Below are 24,696 nucleotides of genomic sequence, written 5' to 3' on the forward strand. Positions count from 1 at the left end.
GGCGCCGACCCCCGCTGGGTCGATCGCAGGCCGGCGCCACCGGTGGGCGCCACGCATGGTTGGCGCTGGGCGCCGGCCTGGATCCTGGCATACGTGGCCTTGTGGCCGGCACCGGGCTACGCCGAAGCGGTACTGGTGCTGGGCGCGCTGGCGGCGATCGTGCACCTGGTCGCCTCGCGCTTCCGCAGCGGCGGGCAGTTGCTGAGCAATCCGGCCTGGGCGCTGACCAGCGTGCTGTTCTTCGCCTATTGGCTGCCGGAACTGATCTCCGCCTTCGACGCCGTCGATACGCCGCGCGCCTTGCGCAAGGCGCTGGAGGACATGCGCTACCTGCCGTTCCTGTGGCTGGCCGCGTCCGCTGTGGCCAATCCGCGCGGGCGCCGCACCATCTTCGGCGGACTGGCGGTGATCGTCGCGATCTGGACCGTGGACGCGCTGCTGCAAGCGTTGACTGGCGCCAGCCCGCTGTTCTCGGCGATGGACGCGATCAAGCACGGCATCAGCGGCCACGGCATGTGCACGCCGGACGAAGTGGCCGGCGTCGACCGGCTCAGCGGCGTGCTGGGCCCATGCAATCTCAAGCTCGGCCAGGTGTTGGCCAGTCTGTCGCCGTTCGCGTTGTACGCCGGCGGACGCCGCTACGGCATGGGCGGCTGGTTGCTCGCCGCCGCGGCGGTGGGGCTGGTGGTGGTGCTGGCCGGCTCGCGCGCCTCATGGATCACCTATGCGCTGGTGCTGGTGCTGTCGGGCTGGCGCCTGCTGGGTTGGAAGCGCCTGCTGGCCGTGTTCGCGTTCGGCGCGATCGCGGTGGCGACCATCGCGGTGGTCTCGCAGCAGGTGCGCGAGCGCATCGCGCGCACCACCCTGGTCCGCAGCGCCGATGCCGAGGGCGTGGACGGCGCGCTGTCCGGACGCGCGCGCATCTGGGGCGCGGCGCTGTGCATGGCACGCGAGAACCCGATCAACGGCGTGGGCGCGCGCGGGTTCCGCGAAGCGTTCCCGAGCTGCGATCCCGATCCGGGCAAGCAGGCGGTCTGGGGCTACGGCCCGGCCTTGCACGCGCACCAGGTGGTGCTGGAAGTGCTCAGCGAAACCGGCGGCTTCGGCCTGCTGATGTGGCTGGCCGGCGTGGCGCTGGCCTGGCGCGCCTGGCGCTTCGCCGACGACGAGGCGCGCGAGCGCGCGCGTCCGGCCATGCTCGCGATCGCGGTCACGCTGTTCCCGCTCAACACGCACCTGGCGTTCTATTCGACCTTCTGGGGCGGCGTCGCCTTGCTGCTGGTCGCGCTGTACGCCGGCAGCCTGTTGGCGCAGCCGGTGCCCGAAACGCAGGAGTGAGCGCGCGACGCTGCGGTTCCGCCGCGCTCGCGGTTCAATCGCTGTCGCGCCGGCCTTGCTTGTAGGGCGACACCTGTCCCGGCGGACGGCGCTTGAAGCGGCGATGGATCCACAGGTACTGGCTGGGCGCCTCGCGCACCATGGCCTCGATCTGCGCGTTCACGCGCGCGCTGTCGGCGGTGGCGTCGGCGGACGGAAACTCCGCCAGCGGCGCACCCAGGCGCAGCACGTAGTCGCCGCCCTCGCGGCGATGGAAGAACGGCACCACCGCGCAGCCGCTGAGGCGGGCGAATTGGTGGGTGGCGGTGATGGTCGCCGCCGGCACGCCGAAGAACGGCGCGAACACCGTGTCCTTGCCGCGCATGTCCTGGTCGGGCGCGTACCACAGGAAACCGCCCTGCTTGAGGTGGCGCATCGCCGGGCGGATCTCTTCGTTGGTGTACATGGCCGCGGCGTAGCGCAGGCGCCCGCGCTTGACCGCCCACTCGAACACCGGGCTGCGATGGCGGCGGTACATGCCGGCCAGCGGTAGGTGGTCGCACATCAGCCGGCCGCACATCTCCAGGGTCATGAAATGGCCGGAGATCAACAGCACGCCGCGCCCCTGCGCGCGCACCTCGTCCAGCAGCTCCAGGCCCTCGATGCGCACCGTGCGCCGCATCGGCGCGACCGATCCCCACCAGGCGCGCGCGAACTCGAACAGGCCGATGCCCAGGTCGCGGAAACTCTCGCGCAGCATGCGTTCGCGCTCGACCTCGCTCTTGTCGGGATAGCACAGGGCCAGATTGATCCGCGCCGCGCGCCGGCGCTCGCCGGCCACGACGAAGGCGAAGGCGCCGAACAGCCGGCCCAGCGCGCGCTGCAGCGGCCATGGCAGTCGTGCGCCCAGGCACATGCCGGCCAGGGCCAGCCACATCGGCCAATGGCGGGGACCGCGCGGGGGCGGGGGCAGCGGGGTTGCGCTCATGACCGATAGTTTAGAGGCCCGGCGTCGCGACGCGGTCGCCCAACCGCGTCGCGTGCGCGCAAAACGGCCGATCGGTGGCCGATCCGCGACCTTTCACACCGTCGATGACCGTGGCGCGGGTACGGAACGTTATCCTTAGGCGCATGCAGAGGGACTATATCGAGCGCCTGTTGCGCGGCCTGTACTCGGTCGCGCTGTATCTGTTGGCGCCGGTCACGGTCTATCACCTGATCTGGCGCGGCTTCCGCCAGCCGGCCTACTTCCAGCGCTGGCTGGAGCGTTACGCGATCTACCGCGGACCGGCCCACCAGCGCACGCTGTGGCTGCACGCGGTGTCGGTGGGCGAGGTCAACGCGGCGATCCCGCTGGTCAACGCCTTGCGCCGCGGCCGTCCCGACCTGCGCCTGCTGGTGACCACGATCACGCCGACCGGCTCGGACCGCGCGCGCGCGGCCTGGGGCGACGGCGTCGAGCACGTCTACCTGCCCTACGACCTGCCTGGCGCGGTGTCGCGTTTCCTCCAGCACCATCGGCCCTGCGCGGGGCTGATCATGGAAACCGAACTCTGGCCCAGCCTGCTGTTCGGCTGCCGCGATCGCGGCATTCCCACCTACATCGTCAATGCGCGCCTGTCGGAACGCTCACTGCGCGGTTATCGCGTGCTGGCGCCGCTGGTCGCGCGCGCGCTGCGCACGGTGCATGCGGTGGCGGCGCAATCGCGCGCCGACGGCGAGCGCTTCGTGCGTCTGGGCGCGCGGCCGGAGCAGATCGTCGAGACCGGCAATCTCAAGTTCGACGTGACCGTGCCGGAGGCGCTGGACGAGTTCGCGGCCGAATGCCGTCGTCACAGCGGGACGCGGCCGGTGTGGATCGCCGCCAGCACGCACGAGGACGAGGAAGCGGCGGTGATTTCGATCCACCGCCGCCTGCGCGCGCGTTTCCCGGAGTTGTTGCTGCTGTGGGCGCCGCGCCATCCCGAGCGTTTCCGGGTGGTGGCCGAATCGGCGCGCGCGGTCGGCTGGACGGTATCGACGCGTTCGCGCGTGCGCTGGCCGCAGTACGGCGACGACGTGTTCGTGATCGACACGCTGGGCGAGCTGATGTGTTTCTACGCCGGCGCCGACGTGGCCTTCGTCGGCGGCAGTCTGCAGGCGATCGGCGGGCACAATCTGCTGGAGCCGGCGGCTACCGGCACGCCCATCGTGACGGGGCCGCATCTGCACAATTTCGTCGAGATCGCGGAACGGCTGCAGGCGGCTGGGGCTTTGCGCATCGGTGAGGATGCGGATGCGGTGCAGGTGGAGCTCGAGCGTTTGCTGGCCGATCCGGCGGAGCGGGCGCAGATGGTGGCGGCGGGGCGTGCCTTGGTCGAGTTGGGGCGGGGGGCGTTGGCGAAGACGATCGCGCTGCTGCAGCCGGCGTTGCCGCCGCAGGGTTGACCGCGGTTCGCTGTCTTCGCTTGCTGTCGGTGCTCTGGGTAGGAGCGGCGTCCCACAGGGATTTCCTTCGGTCATAAGCCGCGACCGCGAATCCCGGCTATTGCGCTTCTCCGGTTCTGATGGCCTCCAAACTACGGCGTCGCGCTTTTAGCTCCCTCCTTTGACAAAGGAGGGTTGGGGAGGATTTGCTGTTGCTGTTGCTCTGCTTCTTTGGCTCGAAGGTCAAAGGCTTCCGCCTGCTGCGCATGCGGGTCACTTTCTCTTGCTGACCCAAGAGTCCATAGGATTTCCTTCGGTCAAAAGTAACCAAAGAGAAGGGTCTGAGCCAGGAGCTCCCGTGTGGCTTCGGTTCTGGCGCGGGGATTTTTCGATAAGACATCCCTGTCTTATCGAAAAACGGCGCGCGTCCTGCGCGCCGCCCTCCGGGTCTACGGTTGGTCGTGTGGCTTCGGTTCTATGGACTTCAATGCCGGAGCAAACTCAACGGCAACGGCAACGGCAACGGCAACGGCAACGGCAACGGCAACGGCAACGGCAATCACGGAGAAATCTGTTGCGATGGCGGATGCCGCTTTCTGTGGGAGCGGCGTGAGCCGCGATTTCGTCGTTGCGTACGGCCGCGCGGCGATCCCTGAGCGGTGACGGCCACGCCCGCCGTAGGATGCGCTTACCGTTTTGCCGACGGTCGCGCAAAAGAAAACCGCCGGACATGCCGGCGGTTTTCGTTGTCGCTGCGTGCTGCGCCTACGGCTTAGTTCTGGCCGCCGCTGGGGTCGAACTTGGTGGCCGGTTCGGCGGTCAGCAGGCGGTTGATGTCCTGCACGTCGGCCACGTCGAGGGTGCCGGCGGCCTGTTCCAGCAGCAGGCGGTTCTGCAGGTAGTTGTACTTGGCCTGCGCGTAGGCCTGCTGCGCGGTGAACAGGTTCTGCTGGTTGATCAACACGTCCAGCACGGTGCGGGTGCCGACTTCCAGGCCGACCTGCGAGGCCTCGTAGGCGCTGCGGGCCGAGACCAGGGCCAGGCGACGGGCTTCGACTTCGCTCACGCCCGCGACCAGGGTCTGATACGCGTTGCGCGCGTTGCGGACCAGGGCACGCTTCTGCTGTTCGAGTTCGTCGCCGGCCACGTCGCGCTGGGCCAGGGCCTGGCGCACGCCCGACTGGGTCGCGCCGCCGGCGAAGATCGGCACCGACAGGGTGATGCCCAGGTTGGGGCCGCGGCCTTCGCTGTCGCTTTCGAAGGTGTTGCCGCCGAAGGTGCGGTCGGACCAGCTTTTGCTCTTGTCGTAGCCGCCGGTCAGGTACAGGGTCGGCCAGTGGCCCGAGCGCGCGGTCTCGACGTCGGCTTCGGCCGACTGCACCTGGAATTCCTTGGCGCGCAGGGCCGGGTTGTTCTCGATCGCGGTCTGCACCCAGCCTTCCACGCCCTGCGATTCCGGCAGCGCCGGCTTGAAGTCGTCCGGCAGGCCCTTGAGGTTGCGGATCGGCTGGCCGGTGATTTCGCTCAGCGCCTGGTAGGCGTCTTCGACCGCGTTGCGCACCAGGATGGTGTTGGCGCGGGCGTTGTCGTACTGGGCGCGGGCTTCGTGCACGTCGGTGATCGGCGCCAGGCCGACTTCCAGGCGCTTGGACGCGTAATCGAACTGCTTCTTCAGCGCGGTCTCGGCCGCTTCGGCCGCGGCCAGCGTTTCCAGCTGCACCAGCACGTTGAAGTAGGCCGCCGAGGTGCGCGTGATCAGGGTGTCGCCGGCCGATTCGAGCTGAAAGTCGGCGGCCTGGCTGAGCGCGTTGCGGCTCTTGAGCGTGGTGAAGCGGCTGCGGTCGTAGACCATCTGCCGCAGGTCCACGCCGTAGCTGCGCGTGGTCGTCTCGGTGGTCAGGTTGCCGGCCACTTCGACCGGATTGGTCGGGTCGCTGTTGTCGGTAAAGCTGGGCGCGGTGTTGCGCGACTTGCTCAGCGTGGCCGCACCCGTGAGCGACGGCAGCAATGCCGCGCGCGCCTGCACCGCGCCTTCCTTGGTGGCCAGGCGGCTGGATTCGGCGGCCGACAACTGCGGGTCGCCGTTACGGGCCAGCTCGTAGGTCTGCAACAGGTCTTCGGCCGAGGCGACGGCCGGCAGCAGGGCGACAACGAGGGCGAGAACGAGTGGGCGGCGGATCATGCGGCTTCCTTGACGTTCGGTTCAGAACTCGAAGACGGGCTTGGGCGCCGCGCCGACGAGATAGGGGAGGTCGGTTTCGAACAACGATTGGATGCGGCGAGCGTTGACTTCGTTGCGCACCAGCACCGCTTCCATCGCCGGGGAGCGGCCGTGGACCACGAACAGGCGTCCGCCCGGCTGCAGCCAGTCGTAGAAATGCGGCGGAATGTCGGCGACCGCGCCGGTGACGCAGATCGCGTTGTAGCGGCGTTCGCTGCGCCAGGCGTAGGCGTCGGCGACCACCACCTGGGCGTTGTCCACCGACTGCCCGGACAGGCGCGCGCGGGCGGCGTCGGCGAGGTCGGCGTGGATCTCCAGGCTGGTCACTTCGCGCGTCAGGCGGCCCAGGCAGGCGGTCAGATAGCCGCTGCCGGTGCCGATCTCGAGCACGTCGTCGGTGGGGTCCAGCTCCAGCGAATGCAGGGTGCGGCCTTCCAGCACCGGCTTCATGGTGAACTCGCCGTGGCCCAGCGGCAGGGCCAGGTCGGCGTAGGCCAGGTTGCGGTGCGCGGCGGGCACGAAGGCCTCGCGCGGCAGCGCCGCCAGCACGTCGAGTACGCGCGGGTCGAGCACGTCCCAGGGCCGAACCTGTTGTTCGACCATCAGTTCACGTGCTTTGGCGTAATCGATCGTAGTCATTGGTTCTGGGTCTCGCGCGGGGAACGTAGGTCGAATTGCGGGCTTTGCAGCCGGCAATTCTACCGGTCTGGCGCGGCAGCCGGTGGATACAGGATGGCGGTTGCGGGCGCGGGGGACTGAGTGCCGGAAGTAACCAGGAGTGTCGTCACCAAGACTGGAGGCATTCGGCCGGCGCGCGGGGCCTGGGTTCTATCCATGGGACGGACCGCGGGCGTAGGCGCGCAGGAACAGGTCCACCGAGGCCTGCAGGTGGGCGTCGGTCAGGGCCGGGTCGAAGTCGCCGCAGCCGAACACCAGCTGCGCGTGCGGCTCGCCCTTGAGCAGGGCGAAGAACTGCCCGGCGGCGCGCTCGACGTCGTCGATGGCCAGCTCGCCCATGCCGATGCGCCGGCGCAGCACGGCCGCGAACCCTTCGTGCACGCGGCGCGGACCGGCTTCCCAGAACATCGCCGGCAGCGGCGAACCGGCCAGCTGCGGCGAGCACAGAATGCGGTGGCCCTGGATCGCCTCGGGCCCGCTGACCATGGTCCAGAACGCCCGCGCGATGGTCATCAGGCGCTCGCGCAGCGGCGTGGCCGGCGAGGGCTCGAACAGCAGCGGCGGCAGGTTGCGCTCGCAATAGGTCTTCACGGCCTCGGCGAACAGGGTCTCCTTGTCGCCGAAATGGCTGTAGACGGTCAGCTTGGAGACCCCGGCCTCGGCCGCGATCTGATCCATGCTGACGGCGTCGAAGCCGGACTGGGTGAACAAGCGCGAGGCGGCGTCGAGGATGGCGGCGCGCTTGCCCAGGTCTTTGGGGCGGCCCGGGCCGGCCGTCTTGGCGGGCTCGGGCGGGGGCGCGGTTTTGCGTGATGCGGTCATGGCGATAATACTAGACTAACGGGTTCGATATTTATACAGTACCGCCAGGTACATTAATTATCCCTGAGGTCACCCGCGATGCGCAGCCGCACTCTTACCCCCGGACGCGCGCTGTCCGGCGTCGTTCTGATGCTGGCCCTGACCGCCTGCGGCCGCGATGCCGCCGCGCCCGAAGCGCCACGGCCGGTGCTGGTGACCCACCCCGGCGCCAGCGCCACCGGCGTGACCGCCTTCGCCGGCGAAGTGCGCGCGCGCCAGGAAAGCCCGCTCTCGTTCCGCGTCGGCGGCAACCTGATCGAACGCCGCGTCGACGTCGGCGCGCACGTGCAGGCCGGCGACTTGCTGGCGGTGCTGGACCCGGGCGATCTGCAGGCGCAGTCGCGCGCCGCGCAGGCGCAGTTGGCCGCGGCCGAAGCCGAACTCGGCCGCGCGCGCGCCGACCAGCAGCGTTTCGCCCGCCTCGCCGACGACCAACTGGTCAGCCGCTCCAGCCTGGACGCGCAGAACGCGGCGGCGAAGGCGGCGCAGGGCCAGGTCAACGCCGCCCGCGCCAACCTCGACGTGGCGCGCAACCAAGCCCAGTACACCCAACTGCGCGCGCCGCGTGCCGGCGTGATCGCCACCCGCAGCGCCGAAGCCGGCCAGGTGCTGGGCGCCGGCCAGCAGGTGTTCGGCCTGGCCGCCGACGGCGTGCGCGAAATCGCCTTCGCGATTCCGGAAGGTGCGATCGCGCAGTTCAAGACCGGCCGCGCGGTGATGGTGGAGTTGTGGTCGCAGCCGGGCCAGCGCTGGCCGGGCACGGTGCGGGAGATCGCGCCGGCCGCCGATCCGGCCTCGCGCACCTACGCCGCGCGGGTCGCGGTCGAGGCGCCCGCCGGCAGTCTGGAGCTGGGCCAGAGCGCACGCGTCTACATCGTGCAGGACGGCAACGGCGGCGCGGGCCTGAGCGTGCCGCTGTCGGCGCTGCAGCGCGACGCGGGCGCGCCGGCGGTGTTCGTGGTCGACGCCCAAACCTCGACCCTCAAGCTGGTGCCGGTGCGGATCGGCCCCTACGGCGAGGACCGGGTGCCGGTGAACGGTGGCCTGAACGCGAACGACTGGGTGGTCGCCGCCGGCGGGCATCTGCTGCGCGCGGGCCAGAAGGTGGTGGCGGTGGATCGGGACAACCGACCCGTCGCCGCAGCGCCCGTCGCCGCTACTGCCAAGCGCTGAGGCGGCCATGCGCTTCAATCTCTCCGAATGGGCGCTGCGTCACCGCAGCCTGATCGTCTACGCGATGCTGGTGATGGCCATCGCCGGCACCTTCTCCTACCTGCGCCTGGGCCGCAGCGAGGATCCGGCCTTCACCTTCAAGGTGATGGTGATCCGCACCCTGTGGCCCGGCGCCACCGCCGACGAGGTCTCGCGCCAGGTCACCGAGCGCATCGAAAAGAAGCTCATGGAAACCGGCCAGTACGAGTTCATCCGCTCGTACTCGCGCGCCGGCGAATCGCAGGTGATCTTCGGCGCGCGCGACTCGATGCACTCCAAGGACATCCAGCCGCTGTGGTACCAGGTGCGCAAGAAAGTCGGCGACATCCGCGCGACCCTGCCCAGCGACGTGGTCGGGCCGTTCTTCAACGACGAATTCGGCGACACCTTCGGCAACATCTATGCGCTGACCGGCAAGGGCTTCGACTACGCCGTCCTTAAAGACTATGCCGAGCGCGTGCAGCTGGCGCTGCAGGACAAGGCCGACGTCGGCAAGATCGAGCTGTTCGGCGTGCAGGACGAAAAGATCTGGGTCGAGCTGTCGAACGTGAAGCTGGCGACCTTGGGCGTGTCGGCCAACGCGGTCGGCGAGGCGCTGAACCAGCAGAACACGCTGGCGCCGGCCGGCTTCTTCGAAACCGGCAGCACCCGCGTGGCGCTGCGCGTGGGCGGCCAGTTCAAGACCGTCGAGCAGATCCGCGAATTCCCGATCCGCGTCGGCGACCGCACCTTCCGCCTGGGCGACGTCGCCGAAGTGCGGCGCGGCTTTTCCGATCCGCCGGCGCCGCGCATGCGCTTCATGGGCGAGGACGCGATCGGCATCGGCGTGTCGATGAAGGAAGGCGGCGACATCCTCAAGCTGGGCAAGACCCTGGAGGACGAGTTCGCGCGCCTGCAGAAGACCCTGCCCGCGGGCATGGAGCTGCGCAAGGTCGCCGACCAGCCGGCGGCGGTGGACGAGTCGGTGGGCGAGTTCGTGCGCGTGCTGGCCGAGGCGGTGCTGATCGTGCTGCTGGTCAGCTTCTTCTCGCTGGGCTGGCGGACCGGCCTGGTGGTGGCGCTGTCGATCCCGTTGGTGCTGGCGATGACCTTCGCCGCGATGCAGTTCTTCGGCGTCGGCCTGCACAAGATTTCGCTGGGCGCGTTGGTGCTGGCGCTGGGCCTGCTGGTGGACGACGCGATCATCGCGGTGGAGATGATGGCGATCAAGATGGAGCAGGGCTTCGACCGCATTCGCGCGGCCGCGTTCGCCTGGGACAGCACCGCGTTCCCGATGCTCACCGGCACCCTGATCACCGCGGCCGGCTTCCTGCCGATCGCCACCGCCGCTTCCGGCACCGGCGAGTACACCCGCTCCTTGTTCCAGGTGGTGACGATCGCGCTGCTGGTGTCGTGGATCGCCGCGGTCGCCTTCATTCCGTTCCTGGGCGACAAGCTGCTGCCCGACCACGGTCACGCCGCCGCGCTCAAGCCCGGTTCGCTGGCCGCGCGCTGGCATGCGCAACGCGCGCGCTGGGCGCAGCGTTACCCTGCGTTGTCGGACTTCATCGCGCCCGCGCCGCACGACGGCCAGGACCACGACCCTTACGCCAGCAAGTTCTACACCCGCTTCCGCAACTGGGTGACCTGGTGCGTGCGCCGGCGCTGGCTGGTGATCGGCATCACCGTGGCCGCGTTCTTCCTGTCGGTGTTCATGTTCCGCTTCGTGCCGCAGCAGTTCTTCCCCGACTCGGTGCGTCCGGAGCTGATGGTGGACATGGAGCTGGCCGAGGGCAGCTCGCTGCGCCAGACCGCCGAACAGGCGCAGCGTCTGGAAGCCCTGCTCAAGCAGCGCAAGGATCTGACCAACTACGTGTCCTACGTCGGCACCGGCTCGCCGCGCTTCTACCTGCCGCTGGACCAGCAGCTGCCGGCCGCCAACTTCGCCCAGTTCGTGCTGATGCCCAAGGACGTGGCCGCGCGCGAAGCGATCCGCGAATGGGTGATCAAGGACGTGGTGCCGCGCTTCCCCGATCTGCAGCTGCGCGTGACGCGTCTGGAGAACGGGCCGCCGGTGGGCTATCCGGTGCAGTTCCGCGTGTCCGGCGAGCACATCGACCGCGTGCGCGCGATCGCCTACCAGGTGCGCGAAAAGATCCGCGCCAATCCGCACGTGATCAACGTGAACCTGGACTGGGACGAGCCGAACAAGGTCGTGCGCCTGCAGGTCGACCAGGAACGCGCCCGCGCGCTCGGGATCACCTCAGCGCAGCTGTCGCAGTTCCTGTCCAGCTCGCTGTCGGGCTCGCACATCAGCACCTACCGCGAGGGCAACGAGCTGATCGAGATGCTGTTGCGCGGCCCCACCGAGGAACGCCTGCAGTTGAACATGCTGGGCAGCCTGATGGTGCCAACCTCGAACGGCCGCGCGGTACCGCTGACCCAGATCGCCACGCTCGAGTACGGTTTCGAGGAAGGCATCATCTGGCACCGCGACCGCCAGCCGACCATCACCGTGCGCGCCGACATCTACGACGGCACCCAGCCGGCGACGGTGATGGGGCAGATCTCGCCGACCCTGGACGAGCTGCGCGCGCAGCTGCCTTACGGCTACTCGATCGACATCGGCGGCAGCGTCGAGGACTCGGCGCGCGGGCAGAACTCGATCATCGCCGGCATGCCGCTGTTCGTGTTCGCGGTGTTCACCCTGCTGATGCTGCAGCTGCGCAGCTTCTCGCGCAGCTTCATGGTGATGCTGACCGCGCCGCTGGGCCTGATCGGCGTGACCCTGTTCCTGCTGGTGTTCCGCGTGCCGTTCGGCTTCGTCGCCATGCTGGGCACGATCGCGCTGGCGGGCATGATCATGCGCAACTCGGTGATCCTGGTCGATCAGATCGAACAGGACCGCGCCGACGGCCACGAGCCCTGGCGCGCGATCGTCGAGGCCACGGTGCGACGCTTCCGCCCGATCGTACTGACCGCGCTGGCGGCGATCCTGGCGATGATCCCGCTGTCGCGCAGCGCCTTCTTCGGGCCGATGGCGGTGGCGATCATGGGCGGCTTGCTGGTGGCGACCCTGCTGACCCTGTTGTTCCTGCCGGCGCTGTATGCGGCCTGGTTTAGGGTGAAGGCGCCGGAGGCGGAGGCGTAGGTCCGCGCCCACTCTGGCTATCCCCTCTCCCGCTTGCGGGAGAGGGCTAGGGTGAGGGAGTACGGCGCCGCAGGCGCAAATGCCGTCGCTCTCGTTCTTGGTTCTCTGCTCTTGCTCTTCGCTTCCGGTTCGTCATCCCCGTGAAGGCGGGGATCCAGCGCTTTTGGGGTCCTTTCGCACGCAGTCTGACTCTCCGCCTTTGACTCCCTCCATTATTAAAGGAGGGCTGGGGAGGGTTTGCTCTTGCTCTTGCTTTGTCGCTTCTTGACGAAGGTCAATGGCTTCCGCCTGCTGCGCATGCGGGTCACGCTCTGTTGCTCTTGCTTTTAGCTCCCTCCTTTGGAAAAGGAGGGTTGGGGAGGATTTGCCTTTGTTCTTGCTCTGTTGCTTCTGACCGAAGGTCAAAGGCTTCCGCCTGCTGCGCATGCGGGTCACTTTCTCTTGCTGACCCAAGAGAAAGTAACCAAAGAGAAGGGTCTGAGCCAGGAGCTCCCGTGTGGCTTCGGATCTGGCGCCGGGATTTTTCGATAGGACATCCTTGTCCTATCGAAAAACGGCGCGCGTCCTGCGCGCCGCCCTCCGGGTCTACGATTGTTTGCGTGAGTACGCAGCTTTTGGATTCCAATGCCGGAGCACACTCAACGGCAACGGCAACGGCAACGGCAACGGCAACGGCAACGGCAACGGCAACGGCAACGGCAAGGGCAAGGGCAAGGGCAAGGGCAACGGCAACGGCAACGGCAAGGGCAAGGGCAAGGGCAAGGGCAAGGGCAAGGGAGCGGGCTTGCCGGCTCCCTTGGGTCTTAGGCCCAAGCTCAATCCCGCAACTCCGCGATCTGGCACGGCAGCTCCAGCTGCGCCAGCACCGCCGCGGTCACCTCCGCCGTGCTTGCGCCGCGCCCGCCCGGCGCCAGGTCGGCGCTGAGCACGCCGCGCTCCAGTACCGCCGCCACCGCCTGCTCCACGCACTGAGCTTCGTCGCTCAAGTCCAGCGAGTGGCGCAGCAGCATCGCCGCGCTGAGGATGGTGCCGATCGGATTGGCGATGCCGCGTCCGGCGATGTCCGGGGCCGAACCGTGGATCGGTTCGTACAGGCCGACGCGGCCTTCGCCCAGTGAGGCCGAAGGCAGCAGCCCCAGCGAGCCGGCCAGCATCGAGGCCTCGTCGGTGAGGATGTCGCCGAACATGTTCTCGGTCACGATCACGTCGAACGCGCGCGGCTTGGCGATCAGGTGCATCGCCATCGAGTCGACCAGCTGGTGTTCCAGCGTGACGTCGGGGAACTCGTCGCGCGCCACGCGGGTGGCGACCTCGCGCCACAGTCGCGAGGTTTCCAGCACGTTGGCCTTGTCCACGCTGACCACCTGCCCGCGCCGGCCGCGCGCCAGGGTGCAGGCGCGGCGCACCACGCGCTCGACCTCGGCCACGCTGTACTCGCACAGGTCGCTGGCGCTGTCGGCGCTGCGCTGTTTCTGGCCGAAGTAGATGCCGCCGGTGAGTTCGCGCACCACCAGCAGGTCCACGCCCGCCAGCAGGTGCGGCTTGATCGGCGAGGCGCCCAGGGTGGCGGCGTGCGGCTTCACCGGGCGCAGGTTGGCGTACAGGCCCAGGCCTTTGCGCAGCGCCAGCAGCCCTTGCTCCGGTCGCACTGTGGCCTTCGGGTCCGACCACTTGGGTCCGCCGACCGCGCCCAGCAATACCGCGTCGGCGGCGCGACAGGCGGCCAGGGTGGCCTCGGGCAGCGGCTCGCCGCTGGCGTCGATCGCGGCGCCGCCGATCAGGTGTTCGCGCAGCGCGAAGCGGTGGCCGTAGCGGCTCGCGACGGTGCGCAGCACCTCCACGGCGGCGGCGGTGACTTCCGGGCCGATGCCGTCGCCCGGCAGTACGACGATCTCAGCGTGCATGGATCAGTTCCTCATAACGTTGGATAGCGGGTTGTTGTTTGAGCAGATAGCCCAGCTGATCCACGCCCTCGAGCAAACAGGTCTGGGCGAAGGCGTCCAGCGGGAACTGCACGCGTGCGCCGCCGGGCAGGATCACGCTGCGGCTGGCGACGTCGATGCTCAGCTCGATGCCGGGACGCTCCAGCAGCTCGTCGACGATCTCGGCGTCGAGCACGATCGGCAGCAGGCCGTTCTTGAGCGCGTTGCTGCGGAAGATGTCGGCGATCTCGGTGCTGATCACCGCGCGCACGCCCAGGTCGGTCAACGCCCAGGGCGCGTGCTCGCGCGAAGAACCGCAGCCGAAGTTGCGTCCCGCGACCAGGATCTGCGCGCCGGCGTTCTCGGGCCGGTTGAAGGCGAACTCGGGATTGGGCGAGCCGTCGGCGAGGTAGCGCCAATCGTTGAACGCGTAGCGACCCAGGCCCTGGCGTTCGGTGGTGGTCAAAAAGCGCGCGGGAATGATCTGGTCGGTGTCGATGTTGCGCTCGCGCAGGACCACGGTGCGCGACGTCAGTCGGGTGAACGCGCTCATCAGGCGGCCTCCGTGGCGGCGGTGTGCAGGTAGGCGCGCGGGTCGGTGACCTCGCCGGCGATCGCGCAGGCGGCCGCCGTCAGAGGCGAGGCCAGCAAGGTGCGCGCGCCCTTGCCCTGGCGGCCCTCGAAGTTACGGTTGCTGGTGGACACGGCGAGCTGGCCGGGGCCGACCAGGTCGCCGTTCATGGCGATGCACATCGAGCAGCCCGGTTCGCGCCATTCGGCGCCGGCGGCGCGCACGATGCGGTCGATGCCCTCGGCTTCGGCCTCGCGCTTGACCTGTTCGGAGCCCGGTACCACCAGCATGCGCACGCGCGGGTGCACGCGGCGGCCTTGCAGCACCTGCGCGGCCTGGCGCAGGTCGGTGAGGCGCGAGTTGGTGCAACTGCCGACGAAAACCACGTCGACCGGCGCGCCGGCCAGCGCCGCGCCGCCGTCGAGGCCCATGTACGCCAGCGCCTTGGCCGCGTCGGCGTCTTCGGCCACCGGCAGCCGCGCGTCGACCGCGGTCACTTGGCCGGGGTGGGTGCCCCAGGTCAGGGTCGGCTTGATCGCGCTGGCGTCGATATGCACCTCGCGATCGAAGCGCGCGCCCTCGTCGCCGACGAAGCCGCTCCAGCGCGCGACCGAGCGCTCGAAATCCGCGCCCTGCGGCGCGCGCGGCGTCGCGGCCAGATAGTCGTAGGTGACCTGGTCGGGCGCGATCAGGCCGGCGCGCGCGCCGGCTTCGATCGACATGTTGCAGACCGTCATGCGCTCGTCCATCGACAGCGCGCGCACGGTCGAACCGCGGTACTCGATGACCTGGCCGGTGCCGCCGTTGACGCCGATCTGCCCGATCACGTGCAGGATCAGATCTTTGGCGCCGACGCCGGGCGCGAGTTCGCCCTCGATGTTGATCGCCAGCGTGCGCGGCTTGCGTTGCAGCAGGCACTGCGTCGCCAGCACATGGCCGACCTCGCTGGTGCCGATGCCGAAGGCCAGCGCGCCGAAGGCGCCGTGGGTGGCGGTGTGGCTGTCGCCGCAGACGATGGTCATGCCGGGCTGGGTCAGGCCCAGCTCCGGTCCGATCACGTGCACGATGCCGCGGTGCGGGCTGTCGTAATCGAACAGCTCGATGCCGTGGCGCGCGCAGTTGCGGCGCAGGGTATCGACCTGGCGCTCGGCCTCGTCGGTGTAATAGGGCAGGCGTCCGTCGGCGCCGCGCGGCAGGGTCGGCGTGGAATGGTCCAGCGTGCCCTTGGTCAGGTCCGGGCGGCGCGGCGACAGGCCGCGCGCGTCGAGTTCGGCGAAGGCCTGCGGCGTGGTGACTTCGTGGATCAGGTGCAGATCGATGTAGAGCACCGCAGGCACGGCCTCGGTTTCGGGCGTGACCAGGTGGGCGTCCCACAGTTTGTCGAACAGGGTTCTGGGTGCGGTCATGGCGGGGTGTAGGGCTTCGATGTTGGTCGCTGTTTCGTTTGCGGGAGTGGTTTGGATGTGTGGGGCGCTGTGCGGAGCTGGCGTCGTGGCTCGTTGGCGCGTGCCCTCACCCCAACCCCTCTCCCGCAGGCGGGAGAGGGGCTGTTAAGCGGTGGCGGCCAGGCGCGGTGGGGCTTGCTGCTGAGTGCGCAGCACGCGATTGGCGATCTCCAGCCATGCCAGCGCGCTGGCCTCGAGGATGTCGGTGCTGGTGCCGGAGCCGGTCAGCTCCACGCCGTCCACGCGCGTGGTCACGCTGGCCTGGCCCTGGGCGTCGTCGCCGGTGGTCACGCTGGACACGTGGTAGCTGTCGATCTGCAGCTGCACGCCGGTGGCGCGCGCCAGCGCCGCGAACAGCGCATGCACCGGTCCGTCGCCGACCGCCGCTTCGTTGATCGCGGCGCCGTCGGGATCGACCAGCTGCACGCTCGCGGTCGGCAGGCTGTCGCTGGCGATGCCGGTGCTGACGTGGGCGCGCACCAGGCGATGGCCGCGCGCGGCGCGGGCGTCGGCGCCCAGCACCAGCGCCTCCAGGTCGGCGTCGAAGACTTCGCGCTTCTTCTCGGCCAGCGCCTTGAAGGCGGCGAACACGGAGTTCAGGCGTGCCTCGTCGACCACGAAGCCCAAACTCTGCAGGCGGTCGGCCAGCGCCGCGCGGCCGCTGTGGCGGCCCAGCACCATCTGCGACTGCGACCAGCCCACGTCCTCGGGGTTCATGATTTCGTAGGTGCCGCGGTGCTTGAGCATGCCGTGCTGGTGGATGCCGGACTCGTGCGCGAACGCGTTCTGGCCGACGATGGCCTTGTTGCGCTGCACCGACATGCCGGTGATGCGCGACAGCAGGCGCGAGGTCGGCACCAGCCGGCGCGTGTCGATGCGGGTCTGGGCGTTGTAGTAGCCGCCGCGCACGCGCAGCGCCATCACCAGTTCTTCCATCGCGCAGTTGCCGGCGCGCTCGCCGATGCCGTTGATGGTGCATTCGACCTGGCGCGCGCCGCCTTCGATCGCGGCCAGGCTGTTGGCCACGGCCAGGCCCAGGTCGTTGTGGCAGTGGGCGCTGAAGATCGCACGATCGGCGTCGCGCACGTTCGCGCGCAGGTACTCGAACAGCGCGCGGATCTCGCTGGGGGTGGTGTAGCCGACGGTGTCGGGAATATTGAGCGTGCGCGCGCCGGCGGCCAGCGCGGCGCTGCAGACCTCGGCCAGGAACTCCGGCTCGGTGCGCAGCGCGTCCTCGGCCGAGAACTCGACGTCGTCGACGTAGCGGCGCGCCAAATCCACGCCCATCACCGCGCGCTCCAGCACCTGCTCGCGGCTCAGGCCCAGCTTGTGTTCGCGGTGCAGCGGGCTGGTGGAAATGAAGACGTGGATGCGCGGCTTGCCGGCGCCTTCCAGGGCCTGCGCGCAGGCCTCGATGTCGCCGACATGGCAGCGCGCCAGCGTGGCCAGGGTGGAGCCGCGCACTTCGCGCGCGATCGCGCGCACCGCCTCGATCTCGGCGCTGGAACTGGCGGGGAAGCCGCCTTCGATCACGTCCACGCCGAGTTCGGCCAGGGCATGGGCGAAGCGCAGCTTCTGGCTGGCGCTCATGCTGCAGCCCGGCGACTGCTCGCCGTCGCGCAGGCTGGTGTCGAAAATGGCGATGTGTTGCGGGGCGTGGTCAAACGGACCTACCGGTCCTGGCGACGCGTTCATGCGGGAATGTCCTCGATCAAAGCGGAATGGGGTTGGATGGCGGGGCTACCGACGACAGGCGGGTGGGCCGTGCGCGCTTGCGGCGACGGCCCGCGTCTAAGTCGTGCCAACCCGTACACATCGCCTGGCGCGGTCGGGTGTTCGATGCCGACGGCGTCGCGCACGGGCGCTTCGCGGCTGCGCCGGCGTGGGCGTCGCGGCGCGCGCGGGCGCACTTCCGACAGCAGTTGCGCGAGCACGCCGGCGTCCAGGTTGCCGCCGGAGACGACCGCGCATTTGCGCTTGCCGGCGATGCGTCGGCCGGCCGCCAGCGCCAGCGCGCCCGCGCCTTCGGCGATGATGTGTTCCTCCAGCGCCAGCCGGACCAGGGTTTCGCGCAGCTCGGCCTCGCGCACGATCACCACGTCGTCCAGCAGCGTGCTCAGCACGCGTTGCGTCAGGCGGCCCGGATCCTTGACCCGCACGCCGTCGGCCAGCGTCGCCGCCGGCTCGATCAGGCGGCGGTCGCCGCGCAGCGCGCGCGCCATCGAATCCACCCCTTCGACCTGGGCGCCGATCACGCGCACGCGGCGCGCGGCGGCGCTGCCGCACAGCAATTCCGACTTCAGCGCCAGCGCCACGCCGGCCGCCAGGCCGCCGCCGCCGATCGGCACCAGCAGCACGTCGGGCGCGAACGCGGCCAGCTCCAGGGCGACCGTGCCTTGGCCGGCGATCACGTCCGGATCGTCGAAGGCCGACAGCAGACGGTAATCGTGTTGCTGCGCCAGTTCGATCGCGAAGGCCTTGGCTTCGTCGTAACTGTCGCCGTGCAGGCGCACGGTGGCGCCCCAATGGGCGACGCCGGCGATCTTGGTCTGCGGCGCGCAGCGCGGCATCACCGTGATCGCGTTGACGCCCAGGCGGTACGCGGCCCAGGCCAAACCCTGGGCATGGTTGCCGGCGGAGGCGGCGATCACGGTGCGGTGGTCGCCGCGCTCGCGCGCGGCCAGCAAGGCGTTAAGCGCGCCGCGCACCTTGTAGGAACCGGTGCGCTGCAGATTCTCCAGCTTCAGCCAGCAGCCGAAACGCTCGGCGTGGTGCAACGGCGTCGGGTCCAGATAACGGCGCAGGCGCGCCTGCGCCGCCAACAGGTCGGCGGCGCTGACGGATACCGGGCTGGCTACGTCGCCGTCCATGCGCTCAGACCGGCGTCAGCCACGCGCGATAGCGCGGGTCTTCGCCGCGCACCACGCGCGCGTACTGCGCCGACAGCTCGCGCGTGACCGGGTTGTCGCCGAACTCGCGGCGGTCCAATACCGCGATCGGCGTGGCCTCGGCGGCGGTGCCGCAGACGAACACCTCGTCCGCGTCCAGCAGCTCATGCAAGGTCACTTCGCGCGACTGCGCGCCGGACAAGGCGATCATGGTGTCGCGGGTGATGCCCGGCAGCGCGTCGCGGTGTTCGACCGAGGTGACCGCGCCGTTCTTGACCATGAACACGTTGGCGCCGGTGCACTCGACCACGTAGCCCTTGTCGTCGGTGAACAGCGCCTCGTCGAAACCGCGCTGCTTGGCTTCGCGCTTGGCCAGGATGGAATTGACGTAGGCGCCGCTGAGCTTCAGGGCCGGCAGCGAGGTGGCCGGGTTGCGCTTCCACGGCGACACCGTCAGCCGCGTGCGCGCGCCACCCAGGTGCACGACCTTGGCCATGGTCGCGATCATCAGGTGCTGGCTCAGCGGGTCCACGTCCAGGCCGATGGTGCCGGTGCCCATCCAGGTCAGCGGGCGGATGTAGGCGTCGCGATGGCCGTTGGCGCGCAGCGTCGCCACCGTCGCCGCGCTCGCGCGTTCGACATCGAAATCGATGCCGAACAGCTCCGCGCCCTTGCGCATGCGCTCCATGTGCTCGGGCAGGCGGAACACCGCGGCGCCGCCGTCGGCGGTGGCGTAGCTGCGGATGCCCTCGAACACGGCGGTGCCGTAGTGCATGGCGTGGGTGGTCAGCGGCGCTTCCGGCGCGTCGTTGGCGACGAATTCGCCGTCGAACCAGATCAAGGGCTGCTGAGGCTCCGCGCGAACGAAAATGCTCGGCGCAGCGGTGGAGAGCATTGAAGAGTCCGCACAGGGATGTGCGGGCTTTTGCGAGGGATTCGCATTCAAAGACATGGAGACACCTCGACGGCAAGACAGTCGTAGAGCTTGGCGAGCTGGCTCTGCAGGGCGGTGTCGGCGCGTTCGCCTTCCACCGTCATGCGCAGGTGCCAGCGATCGCCGTCGGGTTGCGCTTCGCCGTCCACCGACAGGGGACGGAAACCGCGCCGTTCGGCGGCGCCCAATACGCGAGCCAGCGCGCCCTCGGCCTGGCGCAGGGTCAGTTCAAGCTGGTATCGCATGGGCATCCTCCTTGTCGGTGGCGGGGGTGGCAGAGGCGGCCGTCGCTGCCTCCGTGGAATTGATCGCGTCGGCTTCGGGATCCAGCATTTCGGCGTTGCTGCGGTTGGGCGGCACCAGCGGCCAGACGTTGGCTTCCTGGTCGATCGCCACGTGCAGCAGCGCCGGGCCGTCGCAGGCCAGCATCGCGGCCAGCGCGTCCTCGACCGCGTCGGCGCGTTCGACATGGAACGCGGCCACGCCGAACGCGGCGGCGAGCGCGCAGAAGTCCGGGTTGTCGGACAGGTCGATCTCGGAATAGCGGCGCTCGAAGAACAGCTCCTGCCACTGCCGCACCATGCCCAGGGCCTGGTTGTCGAGCAGCACGATCTTGACCGGCAGGCGGTAGCGCGCGACCGTCGCCAGTTCCTGCACATTCATCAGGAACGAGCCGTCGCCGCTGACGCAGATCACTTGCGCCGCCGCGTCTTGCATCTGTGCGCCGATCGCCGCCGGCAGGCCGAAGCCCATCGCGCCCAGCGCGCCGCTGGTCAGGTGCTTGCGCGGGTCGTCGAAGCGCCAGTGCTGGGCGACCCACATCTGGTGCTGGCCGACGTCGCAGCTGACCACGGCCTTGGGCGCCAGTTCCGACAGACGCTTGAGCAGCGCCGGCGCGTAGACGGTTTCGCCGGGCGCGTCGTAGCGCGGCGCGCAATCGCGTTTGCGCTGCAGGCAGGTGTCGCGCCAGCTGCGGCGCGCGCCGCCGTTGCGGCCTTTGGTCTGCGCGCTGCAGGCCGGCGTCAGCGCCTCCAGCGAGCGGCGCAGGTCGCCGTTGACCGCGGCGTCGGCGTGACGCAGCTTGCCGATTTCGGCCGGATCCAGGTCCAGATGGACCACGCGTGCATTGGGCGCGAACTCGGCCAGCTTGCCGGTGGCGCGGTCGTCGAAACGCGCGCCGACCACGATCAGCAGGTCGCATTCCTGCACCGACAGGTTGGCGGCGCGGTTGCCGTGCATGCCCAGCATGCCCAGGTTCAACAGATGATCGGCCGGCAGCGCACCCAGGCCCTTCAGCGTCAGCACGGCCGGGATCTGGCTGCCTTCGACGAAGTTGCGGAACGCGCTGACCGCGTCGCCCAGCGCGATGCCGCCGCCGCCGTACACCAGCGGTTTTTGCGCATGCGCGATCAGCGCCGCGGCCTCGTGGTACGAGGCATCCGGTGCGGCCGGCAGCGGATCGGTCGGCAGCGGCACGTGCGCGGGCAGATGCGAGGCATCGGCGTTCTGCACGTCCTTGGGCAGGTCGATCAGCACCGGTCCCGGACGGCCGGAACGCGCCAGCCGGAAGGCCTCGCCGATCATGCGCGGCAGCTCGTCGACGCTGCGCACCAGGAAGCTGTGCTTGACGATCGGCAGGGTCATGCCGAACACGTCCAGTTCCTGGAACGCATCGGTGCCCATCAGCGTGGTCGCGACCTGGCCGGTGATCGCCACCATCGGCACCGAGTCCAGCATCGCGTCGGCGATGCCGGTGACCAGGTTGGAGGCGCCGGGACCGGAGGTCGCCACGCATACGCCGACTCGCCCGCTGGCACGGGCGTAGCCGTTGGCAGCGAAAGCGGCGCCCTGCTCGTGACGGACCAGCACATGCTTGAGGTCCGACCCGTGCAAAGCGTCGTAGAAAGGCATGATGGTGCCGCCCGGATAACCGAACAGCGTGTCCACGCCTTCTGCGGCCAGCGCTTGCGCCAGCCAGCGGGCACCGTTCATTTAGGCGGCCTCTTCCTGTCGTTCGCCACGGGTGGCGGCGGGAGCGGGTGCGGCCGGCTGCGCCTTGGGCGCGGTGTCCAGCCACTTCATGTTGGCGCGCAGCTTCTTGCCGACGGCCTCGATCGGGTGATCCAAGTCGGCCTGCTTGAGCGCTTTGTAGTTGGCGTTGCCCGAGGCGTACTCGGCGATCCATTGGCGCGCGAAGGTGCCGTCCTGGATCTCCTTGAGCACGCGGCGCATCTGCGCGCGCGTGTCCTCGTCGACCACGTAGGGGCCGCGCGTGAGCGCGCCGTACTGCGCGGTCTCGCTGATGAACTCGTGCATGCGGGTCACGCCGCCTTCGTAGAACAGGTCGACGATCAGCTTCAGTTCGTGCAGGCACTCGTAGTAGGCGACTTCGGGCTGATAGCCGGCCTCGACCAGGGTTTCCCAACCGGCCTGGACCAACTTGGTCGCGCCGCCGCACAGCACCGCCTGCTCGCCGAACAGGTCGGTCTCGGTCTCTTCCTTGAAGGTGGTCTTGATCGCGTTCTGGCGCGCGCCGCCGATGCCGGCGCAGTAGGTCAGGGCGAACTCCTCGGCGCGGCCGCTTTGGTCCTGATGCACCGCGTAGACGCTGGGCACGCCGCGGCCGATCTCGTACTCGCGCCGCACCAGCGCGCCCGGGCCCTTGGGCGCGACCAGTACGACGTCGAGGTCGGCGCGCGGCGCGATCTGCGCGTAGTGCACGTTGAAGCCGTGCGCGAACAGCAGGCAGGCGCCCTGGGCGATGTTGGGTTCGATCACGTCGCGGTAGAGCTGGGCCTGGACCATGTCCGGCGTGAGCACGGCGACCAGTTCGGCGCCGGCAACGGCATCGGCAGGCGATTGGACGGTGAAGCCGTCGGCCTTGGCCTTGATCTCGGTCGGGCCGCCCGGGCGCAGGCCGACGGTGACGTCGAAGCCGGAGTCGCGCAGGTTCAGCGCGTGGGCGCGGCCCTGGCTGCCGTAGCCGACGATGGCGATCTTGGGGCGGAAGGTCGTAGCGGTCATGTCTGTGGTCTCTGAGCGAGGAGTGAGAGGGAAGGAGTGAGCGGGATCAGGCGGGTTCGGTGCTGGGGTGTTCGATGAGGGAAGCGGGGATGGTTCGTGCCGGTGGCGATTGCAGCGGGCCCGGCGCGGTGACCGCGCCTTGCGAGGCCGAGCCGACCAGCAGCGCGTACTTGGCGAGCACGCCGGTGGTCACGCGCGGTGCGATGCGCGCCGGTTCGCGCGCGCTCAGATCGGCGTCGACGTTCAAGCGCCGCGTGTTCACGTCGATGCTCACGCGATCGCCCTCGCGCAGGCGCGCGATCGGGCCGCCGTGCGCGGCTTCCGGCGAGATGTGGCCGACCATGAAGCCGTGGGTGGCGCCGCTGAAGCGGCCGTCGGTGATCAGCGCGACATCGTTGCCCAGGCCCTGGCCGACCAGGGCCGCGGTGACGGCCAGCATTTCGCGCATGCCGGGGCCGCCGGCCGGGCCTTCGAAGCGGATCACCACCACGTCGCCGGCCTGGATGCGGCGCGCCTGCACGGCGGCGAACGCGTCCTCTTCGGAATCGAACACCCGCGCCGGGCCTTCGAAATGCTCGCGGCCGTGGCCGGCCAGCTTGAGGATGCAGCCTTCCGGCGCGAGATCGCCGTACAGCACCGAGTAGCCGCCGCGCGGCTTGATCGGATCGGCGACGGGACGCACGACGTCCTGCACGTCGGCCATGCAGGCCACGGCCAGTTCCTGGAAAAAGGAACGGCCGGTGACCGTGGGAATGTCCTCGATCAGACCGGCCGTCTTGAGTTCGCGCGCCACCAGCGCCGCACCGCCGAATTCGAACATCTCGGCGGCGGTGTAGCGGCCGCCCGGTTTCAGGTCGGCGATCACCGGCGTATGCGCGGCGGCTTCGAATTCTTCCAGGTCGAAGGCCACGCCGGCCTCGTGCGCGATGGCCAGCAGATGCAGCGCGGCATTGGTCGAACCAGCGGTGGCCGAGACCGCGCGCGCGGCATTGCGCAGCGCGGAGGGAGAGAGAAGCGCGCGCGGCCTCGGCCCGCCTTTACGCAACTGCTGCATGACCATTTCGCCGCATTGGCGCGCGGCTTCGGCCTTGTCGGCGTGGATCGCCGGAATGTCGTTCAAGCCCAGCGGCGACAGGCCCAGAAAGGTCAGCACCATCGCCATGGTGTTGGCGGTGAACTGGCCGCCGCAGGCGCCGGCACCGGGGCAGGCATGGGATTCGATGCGGTGCAGTTCGGCATCGTCGATGCGGCCGGCCGAATGCGCGCCCACGGCCTCGAACACGTCCTGCACGGTCAGCGGCTTGTCGTCGGCCGCGCCGCGCTTGGACGGGCAGTGGCCGGGCATGATGGTGCCGCCGTAGAGGATCACGGTGGGGATATCCAGTCGCGCCGCCGCCATCGCCGCGGCCGGGATGGTCTTGTCGCAGCCCACCAGCAGCACCATCGCGTCCAGGCAATGCCCGGACACCGCCAGCTCGATCGAGTCGGCGATGGTCTCGCGCGAGGTCAGCGAGGCGCGCATGCCGTCGGTGCCCATGGCGATGCCGTCGGTGACGGCGATGGTGTTGAACTCGATCGGAGTGCCGCCGTTGTCGATCACGCCGCGGCGCACGTGCTGGGCCAGATCGCGCAGGGTGATGTTGCACGGCGAGACGTCGGACCAGGTGTGGACCACGGCGACCAGCGGTCTGGCGATGGCCGCGTCGTCCAGCCCGGTCGCGCGCAGCATCGCGCGCGCGGGGGCTCGGGCCGGGCCTTGCTTGATGGCGTTGCTTCTCACGAACGTGCGTTCCTAAAGTCGTATCGACAAGGAACCCAAGGCCCTGAAAACGAAAAACCCCGCGCCTTTCGGGCGCGGGGTTCAGGTTCTTTCGACCTTGGGTTGTGTGGTTTTGCTACACGAACCCGACTCCCGCGCTGGTAAGCGAGGTAATAAGTACGAGGACGAGAATAATCGTGGCGATCGCGGGTGCGAGGCGGAGCGCGACGCGCGCGGCGTCGTTCGAGGCCGTGGCGGCCTTGAGCGAAGTCGTCTGCGAGTGGTTGTTGCGCTGCGTCATGGGTCTGAGAAAAACATGCCGGTTCGC

19 protein-coding genes are annotated in these 24,696 nt (G+C 69.3%); 5 read left to right on the forward strand and 14 right to left on the reverse strand.

Translation table 11 applies throughout. From position 1 onward, the window contains the following. The first annotated feature begins 42 nt into the window (after positions 1–42). The gene (locus LVB77_RS04955; RefSeq protein WP_232909099.1) at positions 43–1,338 is read left to right on the forward strand and encodes an O-antigen ligase family protein; all 1,296 of its coding nucleotides are present in this window, start codon (positions 43–45) and stop codon (positions 1,336–1,338) included. Positions 1,339–1,372: 34 nt separating this feature from the next. On the opposite strand, the gene lpxL is transcribed toward LVB77_RS04955, so the two are convergent. Then, complete coding sequence (gene lpxL / locus LVB77_RS04960) at positions 1,373–2,305, reverse strand: LpxL/LpxP family Kdo(2)-lipid IV(A) lauroyl/palmitoleoyl acyltransferase (protein ID WP_232909100.1); 933 nt, start codon at positions 2,303–2,305, stop codon at positions 1,373–1,375. 143 nt (positions 2,306–2,448) lie between these two features. On the opposite strand from lpxL, the gene waaA reads away from it, so the two are divergent. Both waaA and LVB77_RS04970 read left to right on the forward strand, forming a co-directional pair. Further along, positions 2,449–3,744, forward strand: coding sequence for a lipid IV(A) 3-deoxy-D-manno-octulosonic acid transferase (waaA, locus tag LVB77_RS04965; RefSeq protein ID WP_232909101.1), 1,296 nt, complete (start codon positions 2,449–2,451; stop codon positions 3,742–3,744). A 339-nt stretch (positions 3,745–4,083) separates the two neighbouring features. Continuing rightward, the gene (locus tag LVB77_RS04970) at positions 4,084–4,386 is read left to right on the forward strand and encodes a hypothetical protein (protein ID WP_232909102.1); all 303 of its coding nucleotides are present in this window, start codon (positions 4,084–4,086) and stop codon (positions 4,384–4,386) included. Positions 4,387–4,495: 109 nt separating this feature from the next. Here the strand turns inward: LVB77_RS04970 and LVB77_RS04975 are convergent, their stop codons facing one another. The 3 genes from LVB77_RS04975 to LVB77_RS04985 all read right to left on the reverse strand — a co-directional run bounded on the left by LVB77_RS04975 (position 4,496) and on the right by LVB77_RS04985 (position 7,444). Next, entirely contained in the window at positions 4,496–5,905 is a 1,410-nt protein-coding gene (locus LVB77_RS04975) for a TolC family outer membrane protein (RefSeq protein ID WP_232909103.1), read from the reverse strand. 21 nt (positions 5,906–5,926) lie between these two features. After that, on the reverse strand, positions 5,927–6,583 hold the full coding sequence (locus LVB77_RS04980; protein WP_232909104.1) for a protein-L-isoaspartate O-methyltransferase: 657 nt from the start codon (positions 6,581–6,583) through the stop codon (positions 5,927–5,929). Between the two features lie 189 nt (positions 6,584–6,772). Next, on the reverse strand, positions 6,773–7,444 hold the full coding sequence (locus tag LVB77_RS04985) for a TetR/AcrR family transcriptional regulator (protein WP_232909105.1): 672 nt from the start codon (positions 7,442–7,444) through the stop codon (positions 6,773–6,775). A 78-nt stretch (positions 7,445–7,522) separates the two neighbouring features. On the opposite strand from LVB77_RS04985, the gene LVB77_RS04990 reads away from it, so the two are divergent. After that, entirely contained in the window at positions 7,523–8,656 is a 1,134-nt protein-coding gene (locus tag LVB77_RS04990; RefSeq protein WP_232909106.1) for an efflux RND transporter periplasmic adaptor subunit, read from the forward strand. Positions 8,657–8,663: 7 nt separating this feature from the next. After that, entirely contained in the window at positions 8,664–11,825 is a 3,162-nt protein-coding gene (locus LVB77_RS04995; RefSeq protein WP_232909107.1) for an efflux RND transporter permease subunit, read from the forward strand. 815 nt (positions 11,826–12,640) lie between these two features. Here the strand turns inward: LVB77_RS04995 and leuB are convergent. From leuB to LVB77_RS05045, 10 genes are all read right to left on the reverse strand, one after another. After that, positions 12,641–13,729: a 3-isopropylmalate dehydrogenase gene (gene leuB, locus LVB77_RS05000; protein ID WP_232909108.1), complete on the reverse strand. Its 1,089-nt coding sequence runs from the start codon at positions 13,727–13,729 to the stop codon at positions 12,641–12,643. After that, a complete protein-coding gene (gene leuD / locus LVB77_RS05005) occupies positions 13,719–14,300 on the reverse strand; it encodes a 3-isopropylmalate dehydratase small subunit (RefSeq protein ID WP_232909109.1) in 582 nt (193 codons plus the stop codon). The genes leuB and leuD overlap by 11 nt, the downstream gene beginning before the upstream one ends. Beyond that, the gene (gene leuC / locus LVB77_RS05010) at positions 14,300–15,724 is read right to left on the reverse strand and encodes a 3-isopropylmalate dehydratase large subunit (protein ID WP_232909110.1); all 1,425 of its coding nucleotides are present in this window, start codon (positions 15,722–15,724) and stop codon (positions 14,300–14,302) included. The genes leuD and leuC overlap by 1 nt, the downstream gene beginning before the upstream one ends. A gap of 144 nt (positions 15,725–15,868) precedes the next feature. Then, positions 15,869–17,458 (reverse strand): 2-isopropylmalate synthase, encoded by a 1,590-nt coding sequence (locus LVB77_RS05015; RefSeq protein WP_232909111.1) that lies wholly within the window; start codon positions 17,456–17,458, stop codon positions 15,869–15,871. Further along, on the reverse strand, positions 17,455–18,633 hold the full coding sequence (locus tag LVB77_RS05020; protein ID WP_343226223.1) for a threonine dehydratase: 1,179 nt from the start codon (positions 18,631–18,633) through the stop codon (positions 17,455–17,457). The genes LVB77_RS05015 and LVB77_RS05020 overlap by 4 nt, the downstream gene beginning before the upstream one ends. Before the next feature lie 4 nt (positions 18,634–18,637). Then, complete coding sequence (locus LVB77_RS05025) at positions 18,638–19,492, reverse strand: aminotransferase class IV (RefSeq protein ID WP_232909112.1); 855 nt, start codon at positions 19,490–19,492, stop codon at positions 18,638–18,640. 101 nt (positions 19,493–19,593) lie between these two features. After that, entirely contained in the window at positions 19,594–19,830 is a 237-nt protein-coding gene (locus LVB77_RS05030; RefSeq protein WP_232909113.1) for an ACT domain-containing protein, read from the reverse strand. Beyond that, positions 19,814–21,577: an acetolactate synthase 2 catalytic subunit gene (gene ilvG / locus LVB77_RS05035; protein WP_232909114.1), complete on the reverse strand. Its 1,764-nt coding sequence runs from the start codon at positions 21,575–21,577 to the stop codon at positions 19,814–19,816. Before ilvG ends, LVB77_RS05030 begins: the two co-directional genes overlap by 17 nt. Beyond that, complete coding sequence (gene ilvC / locus LVB77_RS05040) at positions 21,578–22,609, reverse strand: ketol-acid reductoisomerase (RefSeq protein ID WP_232909115.1); 1,032 nt, start codon at positions 22,607–22,609, stop codon at positions 21,578–21,580. Between the two features lie 46 nt (positions 22,610–22,655). Further along, the gene (locus LVB77_RS05045) at positions 22,656–24,389 is read right to left on the reverse strand and encodes a dihydroxy-acid dehydratase (RefSeq protein WP_232909116.1); all 1,734 of its coding nucleotides are present in this window, start codon (positions 24,387–24,389) and stop codon (positions 22,656–22,658) included. Positions 24,390–24,696: the final 307 nt, after the last annotated feature.

Source organism: Lysobacter sp. 5GHs7-4, assembly GCF_021284765.1.
Lineage (GTDB): Bacteria > Pseudomonadota > Gammaproteobacteria > Xanthomonadales > Xanthomonadaceae > Lysobacter.